General features: G+C 49.9%; 11 protein-coding genes. 6 read left to right on the top strand and 5 right to left on the bottom strand.

Annotation, left to right across the window (positions count from 1 at the left end):
* Positions 1-10 precede the first annotated feature (10 nt).
* The 3 genes from LX69_RS08195 to LX69_RS08185 all read left to right on the top strand — a co-directional run bounded on the left by LX69_RS08195 (position 11) and on the right by LX69_RS08185 (position 3,457).
* Positions 11-1,150 carry an endo-1,4-beta-xylanase gene (locus LX69_RS08195; RefSeq protein ID WP_111445453.1) on the top strand — a complete coding sequence of 380 codons (1,140 nt, stop codon included), beginning with the start codon at positions 11-13 and terminating at the stop codon, positions 1,148-1,150.
* A 35-nt stretch (positions 1,151-1,185) separates the two neighbouring features.
* Complete coding sequence (locus tag LX69_RS08190) at positions 1,186-2,160, top strand: glycoside hydrolase family 43 protein (RefSeq protein WP_111445346.1); 975 nt, start codon at positions 1,186-1,188, stop codon at positions 2,158-2,160.
* 304 nt (positions 2,161-2,464) lie between these two features.
* On the top strand, positions 2,465-3,457 hold the full coding sequence (locus LX69_RS08185; protein WP_111445345.1) for a methyl-accepting chemotaxis protein: 993 nt from the start codon (positions 2,465-2,467) through the stop codon (positions 3,455-3,457).
* Between the two features lie 212 nt (positions 3,458-3,669).
* Here the strand turns inward: LX69_RS08185 and LX69_RS08180 are convergent, their stop codons facing one another.
* From LX69_RS08180 to LX69_RS08170, 3 genes are all read right to left on the bottom strand, one after another.
* Positions 3,670-4,074, bottom strand: coding sequence for a DUF4332 domain-containing protein (locus tag LX69_RS08180; protein ID WP_111445344.1), 405 nt, complete (start codon positions 4,072-4,074; stop codon positions 3,670-3,672).
* Positions 4,075-4,366: 292 nt separating this feature from the next.
* The gene (locus tag LX69_RS08175; protein WP_146260685.1) at positions 4,367-4,822 is read right to left on the bottom strand and encodes a hypothetical protein; all 456 of its coding nucleotides are present in this window, start codon (positions 4,820-4,822) and stop codon (positions 4,367-4,369) included.
* Between the two features lie 234 nt (positions 4,823-5,056).
* Positions 5,057-7,105, bottom strand: a complete 2,049-nt coding sequence (locus LX69_RS08170; protein WP_111445342.1) for a protein-disulfide reductase DsbD family protein — start codon at positions 7,103-7,105, stop codon at positions 5,057-5,059.
* A 646-nt stretch (positions 7,106-7,751) separates the two neighbouring features.
* Between LX69_RS08170 and LX69_RS08165 the strand changes: the two genes are divergently transcribed.
* Complete coding sequence (locus tag LX69_RS08165; protein ID WP_111445341.1) at positions 7,752-8,285, top strand: TlpA family protein disulfide reductase; 534 nt, start codon at positions 7,752-7,754, stop codon at positions 8,283-8,285.
* A 3-nt stretch (positions 8,286-8,288) separates the two neighbouring features.
* Here the strand turns inward: LX69_RS08165 and LX69_RS08160 are convergent, their stop codons facing one another.
* Positions 8,289-9,128: an N-acetylmuramic acid 6-phosphate etherase gene (locus LX69_RS08160; protein WP_111445340.1), complete on the bottom strand. Its 840-nt coding sequence runs from the start codon at positions 9,126-9,128 to the stop codon at positions 8,289-8,291.
* Positions 9,125-9,964, bottom strand: a complete 840-nt coding sequence (locus LX69_RS08155) for a BadF/BadG/BcrA/BcrD ATPase family protein (RefSeq protein ID WP_111445339.1) — start codon at positions 9,962-9,964, stop codon at positions 9,125-9,127. Before LX69_RS08155 ends, LX69_RS08160 begins: the two co-directional genes overlap by 4 nt.
* 287 nt (positions 9,965-10,251) lie before the next feature.
* On the opposite strand from LX69_RS08155, the gene LX69_RS08150 reads away from it, so the two are divergent.
* Both LX69_RS08150 and xyl3A read left to right on the top strand, forming a co-directional pair.
* Positions 10,252-12,903, top strand: a complete 2,652-nt coding sequence (locus LX69_RS08150; protein WP_170124301.1) for a cellulase family glycosylhydrolase — start codon at positions 10,252-10,254, stop codon at positions 12,901-12,903.
* 725 nt (positions 12,904-13,628) lie between these two features.
* Positions 13,629-16,226 carry a xylan 1,4-beta-xylosidase gene (xyl3A, locus tag LX69_RS08145; RefSeq protein ID WP_111445337.1) on the top strand — a complete coding sequence of 866 codons (2,598 nt, stop codon included), beginning with the start codon at positions 13,629-13,631 and terminating at the stop codon, positions 16,224-16,226.
* Positions 16,227-16,388 lie beyond the last annotated feature (162 nt).

The raw sequence follows: 16,388 nt of genomic DNA, 5'->3' as shown, positions 1-16,388 counted from the left end.
TATGACCATTATGAAAATACCATTCATGATCGCCAGTATGGCCTGTGCGCTTGCCATTACGGCTTGCACCCCAAAACAACAAACATCGGAATCACTCAAAGACGCTCTTGCGGGTAAATTTTTCATTGGCACCGCCATGAATGCCCCGCAAATTGAGGGTACTGACACAGCCGCCATTGGCGTCATCACACAGCATTTCAACGCCATTGTGGCCGAGAACTGCATGAAAAGTGAAGAATTGCAGCCCGAGCAAGGGAAATTTGACTTCACGTTGGCAGATAAAATGATTGAATTCGGGATGCAGAACAACATGCACATCATTGGTCACACGCTGATTTGGCATTCGCAAGCACCCAAATGGTTCTTCACCGACGCACAAGGCAACGAAGTTTCGCGCGACACGCTCATTGAACGAATGAGAACGCACATCCACACCGTGGTAACCCGTTACAAAGGACGCGTGAAAGGTTGGGACGTGGTGAACGAAGCCATTGAAGATGACGGATCGTGGCGTCAAAGCAAGTTCTACAAAATCGTGGGCGAAGATTTTGTGCGCTTGGCCTTTGAATTTGCTCACGAAGCCGACCCCGATGCCGAACTCTACTACAACGACTACAGCATGGCTCATGAAGGCAGACGCCAGGGCGTGATCAACATGGTGAAATCGTTACAACAACAGGGCGTTAAAATTCATGGCATTGGAATGCAAGGACACATGAGCATGCAATTCCCTGAGGTGAGCGAATTTGAAAAAAGCCTGGTGGCCTTTGCCAACCTGGGTGTCAAAGTGATGATCACCGAGCTCGATGTCTCTATTTTGCCTTCGCCCCGCAGAGATGTGGGTGCCGATGTGGCTCTCAACTACGACTATCAAAAAGAGATGAATCCCTACACCGAAGGTCTGCCCGACTCGATCAGCTCGGCATTGCACCAACGCTATCTGGATTTCTTCAAGCTATTTATCAAGCACCACGATAAAATTAACAGGGTTACCCTGTGGGGGGTACACGATGGTCAATCGTGGAAAAACGACTGGCCCATGCGTGGTCGAACCGATTATCCATTGATTTTTGATCGCAACTATGAACCCAAGCCCATTGTGGCTGCCATCATTGAGGAGGCTAAAAAAGCAGCCTCAACCGAAAAATAAATAACAAACATCATTATAATAAAACACAAAAAACAATGAAGACACCACGTTACCTGGTTAACCATTTATACACTGCCGACCCATCGGCACACGTGTTCAACGGCAAACTGTACATCTATCCGTCACACGACATTGAATCGGGCATTCCCGAAAACGACAACGGCGACCACTTCGACATGCGCGATTACCATGTCTTTTCGATGGATGACATCAATGGCGAGGTCACCGACCACGGTGTTGCGCTGGATGTAAAAAACATTCCTTGGGCAGGCCGTCAGCTTTGGGCTCCCGATGCAGCTCAAAAAGATGGTAAATATTACCTCTACTTTCCGCTGAAAGACCAAAACGACATCTTCCGCATTGGAGTGGCCGTGAGCGATCGCCCCGAAGGACCATTTATTCCGCAAAGCGATCCCATCAAAGGAAGCCACAGCATCGACCCAGCCGTATTGGAAGACAACGACGGAAAATATTACATGTACTTTGGCGGACTTTGGGGCGGTCAATTGCAGCGCTACCGCAACAACAAGGCCATCGAAAACCCGCACGAACCCGCCGATAACGATTCGGCTCTTTGCGCCAAAGTGGCCAAACTGTCGGACAACATGCTTGAATATGCCGAAGAACCACGCGATGTGGTGATTCTTGATGAAAACGGTCAACCACTGAAGGCCGGCGACCACGACCGTCGATATTTCGAAGGCCCCTGGATGCACAAATATCAGGGTAAATACTACTTCTCATACTCGACCGGAAACACGCACAAATTGTGTTATGCCGTCGGCGACAATCCCTATGGCCCATTCACGTATAAAGGCGTCATCTTAACGCCTGTTGTCGGCTGGACCACACACCATTCAATTGCTGAATTCAAAGGCAAATGGTATTTGTTTCACCACGACAGCGTCCCCTCGGGCGGAAAAACCTGGTTGCGCAGCATCAAAGTTGTGGAACTGGAATACAATGCCGACGGAACCATTAAAACCATCGACGGAGGAGGAAAAGCCTAAGAACGTTTTTAACGACACATTAGCCCCCATGCATCTTTGGATGCATGGGGGCTATTTATTTACATAAAGCCATAATTCACAAAAACACACAATACCCCTCAATAAAATCCAAAATCCCACCAAATCACAAACACAATAAAGAAAAACCACCTAATTACACACCTTTTACACAACTTACCCCTTAAAAAAAACAGCCCTCCCACACCAATCAAACAAAAATACCCCTAAAGAACGACACCAATGCAATATCATTTTAAAATCATTTCATAACTTTGCGTTTCATATTGAAACCAAATAACACACCATGGGCATCATTTTATTTCTCAGCGGCATCCTCACCTCCTCCCCTATTCTTTATTATTACGCGAAGAAGAAATGTAAAGAAACCAATGCAAAAGCTGTCTTACTTCAACAACAGATTGAATTATTAGAAGAACAACTGACCCAAAAAAACAGCAACAGCCGTTATTCACAAGATGAACTCGAACGTCTGTCCATTGTGGCGCAACAAACCGACAATGCCATCATGATTATGGATCGGGAAGGGAACATCGAATGGTTCAACGATGGTTTCACCCGCATGTACGAATACACCTTTGAAGAATTTATCAGAATCCGTGGCAACAACATACTCAAAACAAGTTTTAACCCTGCCATCAAAGAGCGGCTCGAGCGATGCATCCGCACCAAACAACCCGTATTTTACGAGGCCATCAACGTCATGCCTTCAGGCAAAGAAATCTGGACCCACACATCGCTGACACCTATCCTGGACGAAAACGGTGAAGTCATTCATCTGGCCACCATCGACACCGACATCAATAAACGCAAAGAAGCCGGCGATGCCTTGGTAAAATGCGTGAATGCTCTGTCCATCCGAATCAACGAGCTGGCCTCGCAACAACAAGACCTATTGCGGTTTGTGCAACACTTCATTGATCGCGTACACGATTCGAACATGAAAATTAGCGAAACCGACACCATCGTCCATTTCATACGCGAAATGAGCGATCGAATCCGAATCATGGGCATCAACGCCTCCATCGAAGCACATTCGGCGGGAATGCAGGGATCGGGCTTTCGGGTCATCTCGGGTGAAATTGTCAAAATGTCGGACGAAACCAAACGTCAGGCGCAAAAAATATACGCTGTGGTCGAATCCATCAAAGGAAGTTCTGATGTGTTGGCTCAACAAAAAATGGAGGTCGAACGTGTCACTCAAAAATACATGACCCTCATTGATTATCTCAAAAAAGAGGTTAAGCAAGTAGAAATCGTGGCTGAACGTCTCAATTGAAACACCTGACACCCATAAAAATTGAAAATATATGCAAAGTTCTATGCCTAAATGTTAGTTTTTGTGAAAATAAATTTAGATTTGCAATGAAATCTACAATTGTCCTTTCCTTTTAGGCAGTTAATCAATGATGAAAAGACCTGACAGCCGTTGGGTCTTTTTTGCAAAAAAGCCCGGCTGAAACAACCGGGCCTTATTGTCTTCAAAAAAAATCAGTAGGTTACCATCGGTTCGAGGCTTTTGGCCTCCTCAATAAATTCAGCCACACGCTCAATACCGGGCACCACGCGCGTCAACTTTTTAGCCTCGTTCACTTCTGCCAATTTGGCATGCAGGTTTTCGGCATTACGATGACGCAACTCTTTGATGGTATCAACACCGGCTGCTTTAAGCAATTCGGCAAACTGACCTGCCACGCCTTTAATCCTAAACAAATCGGCCATATTGACCCAATCTAAAATTTTGCCTTCATCAATCCCGGAGGCCTCGGCGATGGTCTGACGGCCATTTTTGGTGGCTCCGTGTTTCAAAAGCGATTCAACCGTTTTAATGTCCGCTTTTTCTAATTTTTCGGCATAAGCCGGACCAATGCCCTCAATTTCTGAAATATTAGCCATGACAATAAAGAATTAATTAGTGATTAGTGATTTAAAATTTTGAATCAATGTCGTTTAGTTAGTGACAATCAAATAAAAGACAAGAAGAACTTTAGACCGCAGATAGATTAGACTGTGAAGACGAAGAAGACAGATCTAATTATCTTTCTTAATCTCATCATCTGTCTCATAGTCTTGCGTCTTCATCTCTTAACTTAACGACATTGAATTGTGAATTAAGATTCAAACTCGTTAAATAGGAAAACTCGTCAACATGAAGGATTTACCATATTTGTCATAATTAATCGGTCGCTCACTTAAACAAACCACCCAACCCGCCCTTGAGTAAATCAGACGCCTTATCTTTCAACTGATCTCCCACAGATCCGGTTAGTAAACCGGTAAGATTATCAGCACTAAAACCACCTGAAGGTTTCTTTGAATTAATCTGCTTCAACACATAAGGAATAATAAACTGAGCAACTTTAAGTGCTGTTTCATTTTTCAAACCCACTTTTTCGAGCAAACTACCGGACAACGAAGATGTTAATTTATCGGCCAATCCGCCTGATGCACTTGAATTGTCGCCATTAAAGAGCGACAAAACTGCACTGAGATTGCCGGACTTAAGCTCACCCATTACCCCACTCTGCAAACTATCAGCGGCCACATCGAGCACTTTGCCCCCTTGATCGGCATTCAAATTAAAACCATTGGTAAGCTGTGACAACAACTCGGATCCACCGCCTTTAAGAATTGAACTAAGCATGATATTAAGATTAAAATGAATATTAAAAAACCAGAAAGGAAACACCCAATCGCAGAAAAACACGAAAGAACGTCAACAATAACAAGCTTTTTTGGCACTCACGCATCAAACAACGCAAAGGTGATTCCCAAATGACTGAACTAATTTCGCGAATTAAAACATCAATTTCCAGTTTTTTTTATCTCATTCACTCAGTCGTCATCACAAAAACTTTAAAAACTTAAGCTTTAAATATCATCGATGAAACACATCAACAGCATTCTTAAGCCATAACACATAGGCATCTACATCTAAATCATAAGCTTTATCGGAGCCGATTGGTTGCTCATCGAGATTTAAAATCACATAGTGAGGCTGGCTGTTCCTATGAAAACGAGTCATTTGAAAATCGCTCCATTTATGGCCTTTGGTTCGGATACGCTTACCGGTTTGAGAGACATATTGTTCTGATTCAGGCAACACCTCACGATCATCAACCACAAGTGAAACCACCACAAAATCGTTTTCGAGCATCTGCTTAACAACCGGATCGGACCACACATTATCCTCCATTTTGCGGCAATTGACGCATCCATCACCCGTAAAATCGAGCAACAATGGTTTATTCTCCTTTCGGGCATGCACCAATGCTTTTTCATAATCATCAAACATTAATATTCCCTGAGGGCCATGGTGCATCCCTTCGGGGATATGACCTGAGGAAACAGCCCCTCCTCCTGACGGCATCTCCTTTCCTACTCCAAAAGGCGATTCAGCATATCGTCCCGGAGGGGGAAAACCACTAATCAGTTTCACGGGGGCACCCCATAATCCGGGAATCATATAAATAGTGAACGAGAATACCACCATCGAAAGCATAAACCGGGACACAGGAACTCGCTCCATCGGGGAATCGTGTGGAAGACGAATTTTACCAAGTAAATAAAAGCCCAGTGCACCAAAAATTACAATCCAAACAGCCAGAAATAATTCACGCGGCAACCAGCCCAATTTCAGAATCATATCGGCCATCGACAAGAATTTAAAGGCAAACGCCAGTTCGATAAAGCCAAGCACGACCTTTACCGAATTGAGCCAACCACCCGACTTTGGCAACGAATTCAAATAACCTGGGAAAGCTGCAAAGAAAGCAAAAGGCAAAGCAATGGCCGACGAAAATCCTAACATGCCCACCACGGGTGCCATGCCCCCTTCACGCGCGGCCTGCACAATCAATCCTCCCACAATGGGGCCGGTACACGAAAATGAAACCAAAGCCAGGGTCGTTGCCATAAAAAAACTCCCAATCAATCCGCCCTTATCGGCACCACGATCAGCTGCATTGACCCACTTGGAGGGCAACACCAATTCAAAGGCGCCAAAAAACGAGATGGCAAAAACGATGAGCAAAACCCCAAACAAACCATTAAACCACGCCGCTGTCGATAATTCATTGAGTGAATCAGCTCCAAAGATACCGGTCACCACTGTCCCCAAAATGACGTATATCACAATAATTGACAGGGCATAAAACGAGGCATTGCGCAACCCGGAAGCACGCGTCTTGCTATGCTTAGTAAAAAAGCTCACCGTCATGGGAATCATGGGAAAAACACATGGCGTTAACAAGGCGGCCAGGCCACCGGCAAACGCCAGCCAAAAAATTGCCCAATGGCTATGCCCTTCATCGGTAGAGGGCTCACTGCCGGACTCAACCATTGACGCAACTGCCTCGGCAGGCTGCACGGCACTATCGCCAACAACAGAATCGGAAACACTCTCCACAGCAATAGGCACAACGACCTCAAGAGAGGGTGCTGACTGTGATTTTTCGGTGACAACAGCCACCTGAGGAGAAAAGTTTAGCGAAAAAGGCAACACATCAGGCGGCAGACATTGCTCATCGTTGCAGGCCATAAACTCAACTTCTCCTCGAATCACCATCGGCTGAGACTTAGCCAGCTTTATTTTTTGAGTCAACCACACCGTTCCCTTATAATAACTCACCTTCATATCAAAGGTCTTATCAAACACCTCCACAGCAGCAGGCCTATCGGTCACAGAACCAACCAATTCAATTTCGTCAGATACCTCCACGACCAATCGCGTGGGCACAGGTCCACCATCTGGCAAATGCATCCCATACACATGCCATCCTTTATCCATTGTAGCCATTGCAACCACCTCCACATGCTGAGCATCGATGGACTTTAAGGAAAAAGCCCACTTAACAGGCTGAACAATCTGTGCTGAAGCCATTAGCGTCAATCCCCACAGAACCATTGCAATCGATAAACGCATCATTCGTCTCATATCATTATCATCTATATGTTTCAGTTTTTAAACGGACACCAATTAAAAATCAGTTCCAAAAAATACGTCAATATATGCAAATATATACATACTTTAAATGCATCCAAACAAGCTAAGACTAAAAACAGCCAGGATTGCATTTTGTTCTAAAAACAAAACACCACCCACAGGAAATAAAAATAACAATTATGCTTCAAAACAATGATCGACAAAGGCAAAAAGTCCATACGTCATTAAAAAGAAATCCCTTGAAGCGAAAGTAAAATTCATTGATTCATACAAAACTCACTTTTGCGCAAAACAAGCACATCCGCAATATCTTTTAACACTTCGTTAAAAACCCAGCTCCAATAAGCTTCCGACACCCTTCAGCCATCTAAAAGCCCCATTGAAGCAACGTTAAAAACACTATTTAATAAACGTTGATTATCTGATACTTACTATTTTTTGCTATTAATTTAACACTTAAATTAACTTTTCGGCAAATTTATTAGACGTTTTTTTGTGCTTTAGAGCATATATTTGCGGTCTGAATTTTTCCGTTCATCAACGGATTGATTCCTTTCATCTAAAAAATGAAAGAGCAGCAAAATAAATTTAGAATTTTGCTGCCATAAGTTTCACCTAAACAACATGCATGCGAAAAATCAAACTTGCATTATCCCTGATTGTGATTGGTTTAGCACTGCTGTCGTGGGCTGACAAAGCCATGACACCTGCTATCGGCACAGAGCCGGGAAACCAAGCCCCCAACATCGAGACCACCCTGCTAAACGGGGAAAAGCTCACCATGAGCCATCTGCGGGGGAAAATGATTCTGGTCGATTTTTGGGCTTCATTTAATGCCAACGACCGAATCGAGAACCACACCAAGGCCGCACTCCTCGAGTCGTACGGCCAAAACAACTTCCTCAAAGGCGAAGGTTTTGTGATTGTGAGCATCTCGCTCGACCGATTCAAAACGCCTTTGATCACTGCGATAAGCAACGACAACCTGAATTATTCGTACCATGTGTTCGATGCCAGGGGAAGCGAATCGCCGCTTGCTGCGACGTGGAACGTCAAGGAAAACAGCAAGTACCTCATTGACGGAGAAGGACGCATTGTGGCTGCGGGTAACAACCTGCAAGTCATCGAAGATGCCCTGCAACGCCTCTCCCAAAACAGCTGATACTTATGACCGGTCCTTGTGGCCGGTTTTTTTTGTGCCATAGATCTCTAAAATACGCTGCACCGAGCCGTGCTCGCCCAACAATCGGGTGGCCTCCCCCGCATCCAATCCCAGTTCGAACATCAATAATCGGATGGCACGTCCAATAAGTTTTTGATTTTTGAGCTGCATGTTCACCATCGCGTTGCCCCTCACGCGTCCCAATTGAATCATTGCTGTGGTCGACAACATGTTCAACACCATCTTTTGTGCTGTACCGGCCTTCAGGCGGGTGCTTCCGGCAATGACCTCCGGCCCCGTTTCAACAACCACAGGCGCATCAACCAATTGCGTGAGCGGAGAATGAGGATTGGCAGTGATCGCACCGGTCAGCAAACCATGCCGACGAGCATCGCTCAACGCCCCCATCACATAAGGCGTGGTTCCTGATGCAGCAATACCAACGACCACATCACCCGATTGAGCACCTAAGGCCATCAGGGTTCGCCAGCCGGCCTGCAAGTCATCTTCAGCCCCCTCCACAGCCCCGCGCAGAGCGACGTCACCACCGGCAATCACGCCCGTCACTAAACCATCGGGCACCCCAAAGGTGGGAGGCAATTCACTGGCATCGAGCACCCCAAGGCGACCACTGGTTCCGGCACCGATATAAAAAAGTCGACTGCCGGCCTTCAAACGCCGAACCACCAAGGCAATCAGAGTCTCAATTTGGGGAAAAGCGCGCCTCACAGCAGCATGTACACGCGCATCTTCAGCATTGATAATATCCATGATCTCGGCGATGGAGAGCAAATCCAAATGGGCATACTCCGACGACTCTTCGGTGGGTGGCAAAGAATTCATATCAAACGGCTTTGATGATAAACGACCAACCGTTCCAATGGCGAGGCACAAATGGTTCCCACCCGGAGCCGGCTTTGCTCAAGAACCTCGGTCATCAATGTCGCGAAATGCCAGGCCACACTCCCTGTCATGTGAATGGGGAGCGAAGCAGCCTGAGGATACTGCATTACATTGCGCCGGATAAAACGTCCGAATTCATCCATCACCAATGCCCGAACGCCATCGAAATGCAAGTGACGATGCACAAATGGCATGAAGGAAGCCAGAAACCGATTGGGGTAAGGCTGGCGATAAACCCGCTCGATGATGTCGGGAACCGTTAGCTCATACTCGGCAAAGAAACGACTTTTAAGATCATCGGAGAACTGATTCTTTAAGAGTGCCCCCACAAACAAACGACCAATAACGGCGCCACTTCCCTCATCGCCCAGCACATACCCCAGGGGCGAAACATTGTCGACAATGGCCAGCCCGTCGTAATAGCACGAGTTAGAGCCGGTACCCACAATGCAGGCAATGCCGGGCTGATGCCCGCACAGGGCACGGGCAGCCGCCAACAAATCACTTTCAATCTCAACAGGCACATCGGGGAAGGCCTGCACGAGGGCGTCACGCACATTGTCGCGGCCGCGATGCACACATCCGGCACCATAAAAAAACACGTTGGCGGGTGGAAAATGCAAGTGAGGCAACAATTCAGACTGAATCATTTGCAAGATGTCAACAGGCGATTCCATAAAAGGATTGATGCCCCGCGTTTGAAAATAGAGACGTTGCGTGGCATCCATCAGGCACCAATCGGTGGTGGTGGAACCGCTATCGGCAATTAATATCATAACTGGTGGTTTGTGTCAACGAAGATACACGGAGTTTTTGATTGCAACGACACGATGACGCCATGGATTTGAAAGAAACAATGCGTTGAAAGGAGCCAAACATAAAGCATCCAAAAAAAGTCATTGAAACATACAACAAATACCGCCCCGGCATCAAAAGATCAATAGGATGGGATTTGAATGAGGAGGCAGATGAGTTTTAGATGAGGTGCCAAACAAGGCATGAACCTGACGAGACAGTAACTTCGCATTCATCATCAAACCCTCATAAAATCAAAACAATGAAAATGAAAAACTTCTACAAAAGATGCCTTGCAACCCTGCTGACAGCAGCCATGGCCACACTGGCGCATGCGGTAAAAGTGAGGTTCGATGTGACCGTGCCCAATGGCACGCAAAAGGTGTACCTCATTGGCAGCACCGATGCACTGGGCAACTGGGGCGCCAACGAAAACAGAGCCTTGCCCATGAATGCCACCAACGCCACCCGATGGACGCTCACTGTGGAACTACAACCCAACACCGCCTACCAATACATGTTTTTGTGCGGCCCCAACTGGAAGTACGAACAATCGCCCAACGCCAGCACCCCCTTCACCACCGGCACACAGGATGAAACAGGCGACAACCACCGCATCAACACCGTAACAGACTGGACAGCCATCCCCCCCAAAGTGACCACAGTGACCTTTAACGTGACGGTGCCGGCATCGACACAAGAGGTGTATCTGGCCGGAGGCGACAACGACAACGCCACCGACATGGATGAACTGGGCAATTGGGAAGTCCCCAAAGGGCGTTGCGTGAAGATGCCAAAAACTGGCGAGGGAACCTTTGCGGTGACGCTCGACCTCACGCCCGACCAGACTTACTATTATAAATACCTGTGCGGGGCAGCGTGGGATTACGAGCAATCGGCCGCCGACGCCTTTGCCGTAAGCACGGCATCGACACAAGTCACCCACGACGTGGTGAACAGTTGGAAAGGCGTTCCGGTGCCGCTGACATCACCACAAAACTATCTGAAACGAACCGGCAACCAAATCACCGACGCCCAAGGCAACAATTTTGTGATGCGCGCCATCGGACTGGGCAACTATATGGTGTGGGAGCCCTACATGTGGAAGGTGACCGACTATGCCAAAGCCGGCATCATGCAGGACATTGTGGGGCGTATGAGTCTGGCGCTGGAACCGGCCGACTTGCAAGCCTTCGTCGATGGATACATGGCCAACTACATCACCAAAGATGATGTGGACTCACTCAAGAAATGGGGCTTCAACGCCATCCGCCTGCCAATGCACTACAACCTGTTCATCGGCACGGATGCCGATGACAACACCTTCGTTGAAAAAGGGTTTGAGATGACCGAACAACTGCGGCAATGGTGCGCGGCCAACGAGATGTACCTGGTGCTGGATTTGCATGCAGCGCCCGGCGGCCAGGGCAACGACCACGCCATTTCCGACAGCCGGTCGCCCGGATTGTGGGACGGCAACAGCGATGGCACCGCCCGTCAATATCAGGACAAGACCGTGTTGTTGTGGCAGGAACTCGCCCGTCGCTTTGGCGACAAAGAGTGGATGGGCGGATATGACCTACTGAACGAAACCAACTACTACACGGGCGACAATCTGAACCTGCTTGACCTGTACAAACGCTGCACGAAGGTCATTCGCCTGCACGACCGCCACAGCATCATTTACCTTGAAGGAAACGGCTTTGCCAACGACTTCGCCACCATTGCCCCCGAGTTATGGGGCGCCGACTGGGACGACAACGTGGCCTTCAGTTGCCATAAATACTGGGCGAAACATGACGGTTTTGCGGGCGAAGACCTCCGCACCAAACACAACGTGCCCCTGTGGCTGGGCGAGACGGGCGAAAACGCCAACGAATGGTTTTACCAAACCGTGAAGCTGGCCGAGAGCCGAAACATTGGCTGGGCTTGGTGGGCGCACAAGAAAATTGACAACATCAGCGGCTTCACCAGCATCCAAACGGGTGATGCCTTCGGCAAAATCAGCGACTTCATCAACCACGGCACCGGGCTCGACGCCAACGACAAAGCGGGCAACCGAGCCATCTTTAACGAGTTTCTCGAAACCGTGAAGATGGCCAACTGCAAAATCAACCACGATGTGCTGTTTGCCCTCATCGACCAACAGCCCGACGGCACCCTCACGCGCCCCTATCCCACCAACATCGTTCCGGGCGTGGTGCACACCACTCACTATGATCTGGGACGTCAGGGCTATGCCTTTTATGAAAACAACAGCGACCAGGTAATCGAGCGCACCGCCATGGATGCCGGTGCCTACAATGCCGGATGGACGGGGCGCAACGATGCGGTGGACTTTAACAAAACCGAAGGGGTGACCGATGATAAATCGAATGGCTACAACCTGGGGTGGACCAATGCCGGGGAATGGCTACAATACTCGGTCAAAGCAGCCAAGGCCGGGCAATACACCATCCGCATCCGTCACGCGTCGGAACAAACGGCCACGGTGGGCATCAACACTCAAAACAACACCGAACTACTGGCCAAAGCGCTCGCGCCTACCGGCGGATGGCAAACCTGGCAAACCACCGAGATGGGCGCCATCGCCCTGCAAGAAGGATGGAACACGTTTCGACTGGCCTTCAAGTCTGGCTCGGCCAATATCAATTACCTTGAATTTGTGCTGCCGGAAGCCAGCCACATCACTCCCTCCCACTCCTTGCCACAACCCATGGCATGGGTCAACGGCGACACACTCATCCTCAACCCCAACTGTGAATGGACACGGGCACAAATATGCAGTCTCAACGGCACCCCTTTGGCGCGCTACAACCAGCCCTCCGACATCGCCATTGGTCAATGGCCCAAGGGCACCTATATCATTGAAGCAACCCTGGCTGATGGCCAAACCCAAACGATGAAGTTTATAAAATAAGGGGATTGATGCTATACATTGATGACACCATCCACCTTCGCATTGCGGGGGTGGTTTTTTTATGCTTCTCACCATCGAATGATCAGTCAAGATGCAAATGCTGAGTAAGAAACACAGGCTGAGGCGCTCATTGACATCTTCGCATGGCCTACCCATGAAAGACATGGGTATGATTGATGTAACATCATGCATTGACATAACAAGGCTGATCAGTCATAACATCTGCATCATCAAACCCCGGCCATTACAGGAGTATGCTCATCGGAGCATCGTCCGATGATGTATCGGATGAGGCTCCGACGATGCATCGGACTATGCTCCGATAGTGCATCGGATTAGGCTCCGATGGTGCGTCGGACTATGCTCCGATGGTGCGTCGGATCAATATCCCGTTGAAACCCGTCAAACCAACTCAACATCATTCTCACATCAAACCCGCACAAATTTTCCACACCTGCTCCTCCATCCGACCAGATTCACCACCTAATCGCCCAATATCTGCACCCCTGGCACCCGGGCATCTTGTAGATTTGTGAGAAAGAGTGATGAACGGCTATGTGCAAGAGTGCAGAAGTGCGAGAGTGCAAAAGTACAAGAGTGCGAGAGTACGAGAGGACAAGCATACTAAAGTACAAAAGCGAAAGCATATAAGTGTCGGCAGCAAATATGACGAAACAAATCCTGATGTCCCCCTTTGGGGAATAAGGGGGCTAATTTATAACCACATGACATCCAAATTCCTCACGCTCCCCCTGGTCTTCGTGGCCATGGTGGCTGGCGCCCAAACGGTGCAACCCTGGCAGGACAAGACGCTCAGCAGCACAGAACGCGCCACCGACCTGACAGGTCGTCTCACCCTCGAAGAAAAAACCCTGCTGATGATGGACGCCTCGCGCCCGGTGGAACGGCTGGGCATCCAAGCCTACAACTGGTGGAACGAAGCCTTGCACGGGGTAGCGCGCGCCGGGGTGGCCACAGTGTTCCCCCAGCCCATTGGCATGGCTGCCTCGTTCAACACCGGGGCGGTGAGCCGGGTCTTCGAAGCTGTGTCCGACGAGGCTCGAGCCAAAAACACCCGCTTTATTGAAGAAGGAAGCCGACTGCGCTATCAGGGCCTCACCATGTGGACGCCCACGGTCAACATTTTTCGTGACCCCCGCTGGGGACGCGGCATAGAGACCTATGGCGAAGACCCCTGGCTGGCCTCGGCGATGGGCGTGGCCGTGGTAAAGGCACTGCAAGGGCCCGACACCGCCAAATACAACAAGCTGCATGCCTGCGCCAAGCATTTTGCCGTGCACTCGGGCCCCGAGTGGAACCGCCACTCCTTCGACGTGGCGTCGCTCCCTGCCCGCGACCTGCACGAGACCTATCTGCCCGCCTTCGAAGCCCTGGTGAAAGATGCCAAAGTGCGTGAGGTGATGTGCGCCTACAACCGCTTTGAAGGGGCGCCCTGCTGCGGATCGAACAAACTGCTCACCCGCATCCTGCGCCAGCAATGGGGCTTCGATGGCATTGTGGTGGCCGACTGCGGTGCCATTGCCGACTTCTACAAACCCAACGCCCACGCCACCCATCCCGATGCGGCCTCGGCTTCGGCCGACGCGGTGCTCATGGGCACCGACCTGGACTGCGGATCGAGCTATCGCGCACTAAAGGAGAGTGTGAACCGAGGTCTCATCGACGAAAAAGAGATTGACCGATCGGTCGTGCGATTGCTCAAAGCCCGCTTCGACCTGGGTGAGATGGACAACCTCAGCGACGTGTCGTGGTCGGCCATCCCCTACCGGGTGGTGGCTTCGGCTCAACACGATTCCATTGCGCTGATGATGGCACGCCAGTCGATGACCCTGTTGCACAACCGCAATAACTTTTTGCCGTTGAAAACCGGCGGACTCACCATCGCCGTGATGGGACCCAACGCCAACGACTCGGTGATGCAATGGGGCAACTACAACGGCACGCCGCCGCACACCGTCACTATCCTGCAAGGCATCCGCGCCATGATGGGCAACGACGATAGCCTCATTTATGAGCCCGGTTGCGACCTGGTGGAACGCACCCTCATGCAAAGCGCCTTTAACCACTGCACCCACAACGGCCGTCAGGGCTTCGCCGCCCGATATTGGAACAGCCCCGACCGCACCCTCTCGCCGGTTGCCCAGGCAGAGGTAGCATCGCCCTTCCGGTTTTGCACTTCGGGGGCAACGGTGTTTGCCCCGGGCGTCAACCTCACCGGGTTTGCCGCCAGTTACAGTGCCTCGTTTACCCCACAACAGTCAGGCGAAGTGATTTTCGACCTGTTTTATTGCGGACAAATCAAGCTTTGGGTCAATGGCAACGAGGTAAAATCGTTTCGCAGCAACCACGGCAGCCGCAAAGGCAACTACAAGATGCCCGTCTCAGCCGGCGAAACGTACGAACTGCAACTCGACTTCGACTACACCATGGGCGATGCCCAGCTCAATTTCGATTTGGGCTTTAAGGAGCCCATCGACATGGCCGCCTCTATTGAGCGGGTGCGCGATGCCGACATCGTGGTGTTCGTGGGTGGCATCTCCCCCTCCCTCGAAGGCGAGGAGATGGGCGTGAGTCTCCCCGGCTTTAAAGGAGGCGATCGCACCGACATAGAGCTGCCGGCGGTGCAGCGAGAGCTCATCGCGGCGCTTCGTCGTGCGGGTAAAAAGGTGGTAATGGTCAACTGCTCAGGCTCTCCCATGGGGCTGGCTCCCGAAGTGGAAGCCTGCGAGGCCATCCTGCAAGCCTGGTACCCGGGACAAGCGGGAGGAACGGCCGTGGGCGAAACGCTCTTTGGACACATCAACCCGGCCGGCCGTTTGCCCGTCACTTTTTATCGCGACACCACCCAGCTGCCCGATTTTGAAGATTACCACATGCAGGGACGCACTTATCGCTTCATGCAACAAAAGCCGCTGTTCCCCTTTGGACATGGACTCAGCTACACCACATTTCACTATGGGCGCCCTACACTGAGCCACAAACGCATCAACCGCAATCAGTGCGTCACCCTGTCGGTGGCGGTCACCAACACGGGCACCCGCGATGGCCACGAGGTGGTGCAACTCTACCTCTCCAAGCCCGACGACACCGAAGGCCCCGTGCGAACCCTGCGCGCCTTTGAACGCGTGCACATCCCGGCCGGCCAAACCGTCACCGTCACCTTCGACCTGGGCGAAAAGGAGTTGCAATGGTGGGACGACGCCTCACAAACCATGCGCATGTTGCCCGGCAAATACGTGGTGCAAACCGGTGGCAGCTCAAGCACCGAAGCATTGAAAGAGATTCCCTTGACAATCCGATAAAAGCAAAACGCCCTGAGAGATAAGAAACGACTAAAACAATGAACCCCCGACAGGTTTTCGGAAACTTGTCGGGGGTTATCTTTAATAGAATAATAACAACCATAACTACTGTGCTTCACATAGATAGAAAATAACACAAGCAAAAACAAAGAGCAAAACGCT

It is taken from the genome of Breznakibacter xylanolyticus (genome assembly GCF_003254275.1).
Lineage (GTDB): Bacteria > Bacteroidota > Bacteroidia > Bacteroidales > Marinilabiliaceae > Breznakibacter > Breznakibacter xylanolyticus.
This window is presented reverse-complemented; position numbering and strand designations above follow the sequence as displayed.

Coding starts and splice junctions, on each gene's coding strand:
- LX69_RS08150 (WP_170124301.1), top strand. CDS start 10,252: ATGAAAAACTTCTACAAAAGATGCCTTGCAACCCTGCTGACAGCAGCC.
- LX69_RS08175 (WP_146260685.1), bottom strand. CDS start 4,822: ATGCTTAGTTCAATTCTTAAAGGCGGTGGATCCGAGTTGTTGTCACAG.
- xyl3A (WP_111445337.1), top strand. CDS start 13,629: ATGACATCCAAATTCCTCACGCTCCCCCTGGTCTTCGTGGCCATGGTG.
- LX69_RS08195 (WP_111445453.1), top strand. CDS start 11: ATGAAAATACCATTCATGATCGCCAGTATGGCCTGTGCGCTTGCCATT.
- LX69_RS08190 (WP_111445346.1), top strand. CDS start 1,186: ATGAAGACACCACGTTACCTGGTTAACCATTTATACACTGCCGACCCA.
- LX69_RS08180 (WP_111445344.1), bottom strand. CDS start 4,074: ATGGCTAATATTTCAGAAATTGAGGGCATTGGTCCGGCTTATGCCGAA.
- LX69_RS08185 (WP_111445345.1), top strand. CDS start 2,465: ATGGGCATCATTTTATTTCTCAGCGGCATCCTCACCTCCTCCCCTATT.
- LX69_RS08160 (WP_111445340.1), bottom strand. CDS start 9,128: ATGAATTCTTTGCCACCCACCGAAGAGTCGTCGGAGTATGCCCATTTG.
- LX69_RS08170 (WP_111445342.1), bottom strand. CDS start 7,105: ATGATGCGTTTATCGATTGCAATGGTTCTGTGGGGATTGACGCTAATG.
- LX69_RS08165 (WP_111445341.1), top strand. CDS start 7,752: ATGCGAAAAATCAAACTTGCATTATCCCTGATTGTGATTGGTTTAGCA.
- LX69_RS08155 (WP_111445339.1), bottom strand. CDS start 9,964: ATGATATTAATTGCCGATAGCGGTTCCACCACCACCGATTGGTGCCTG.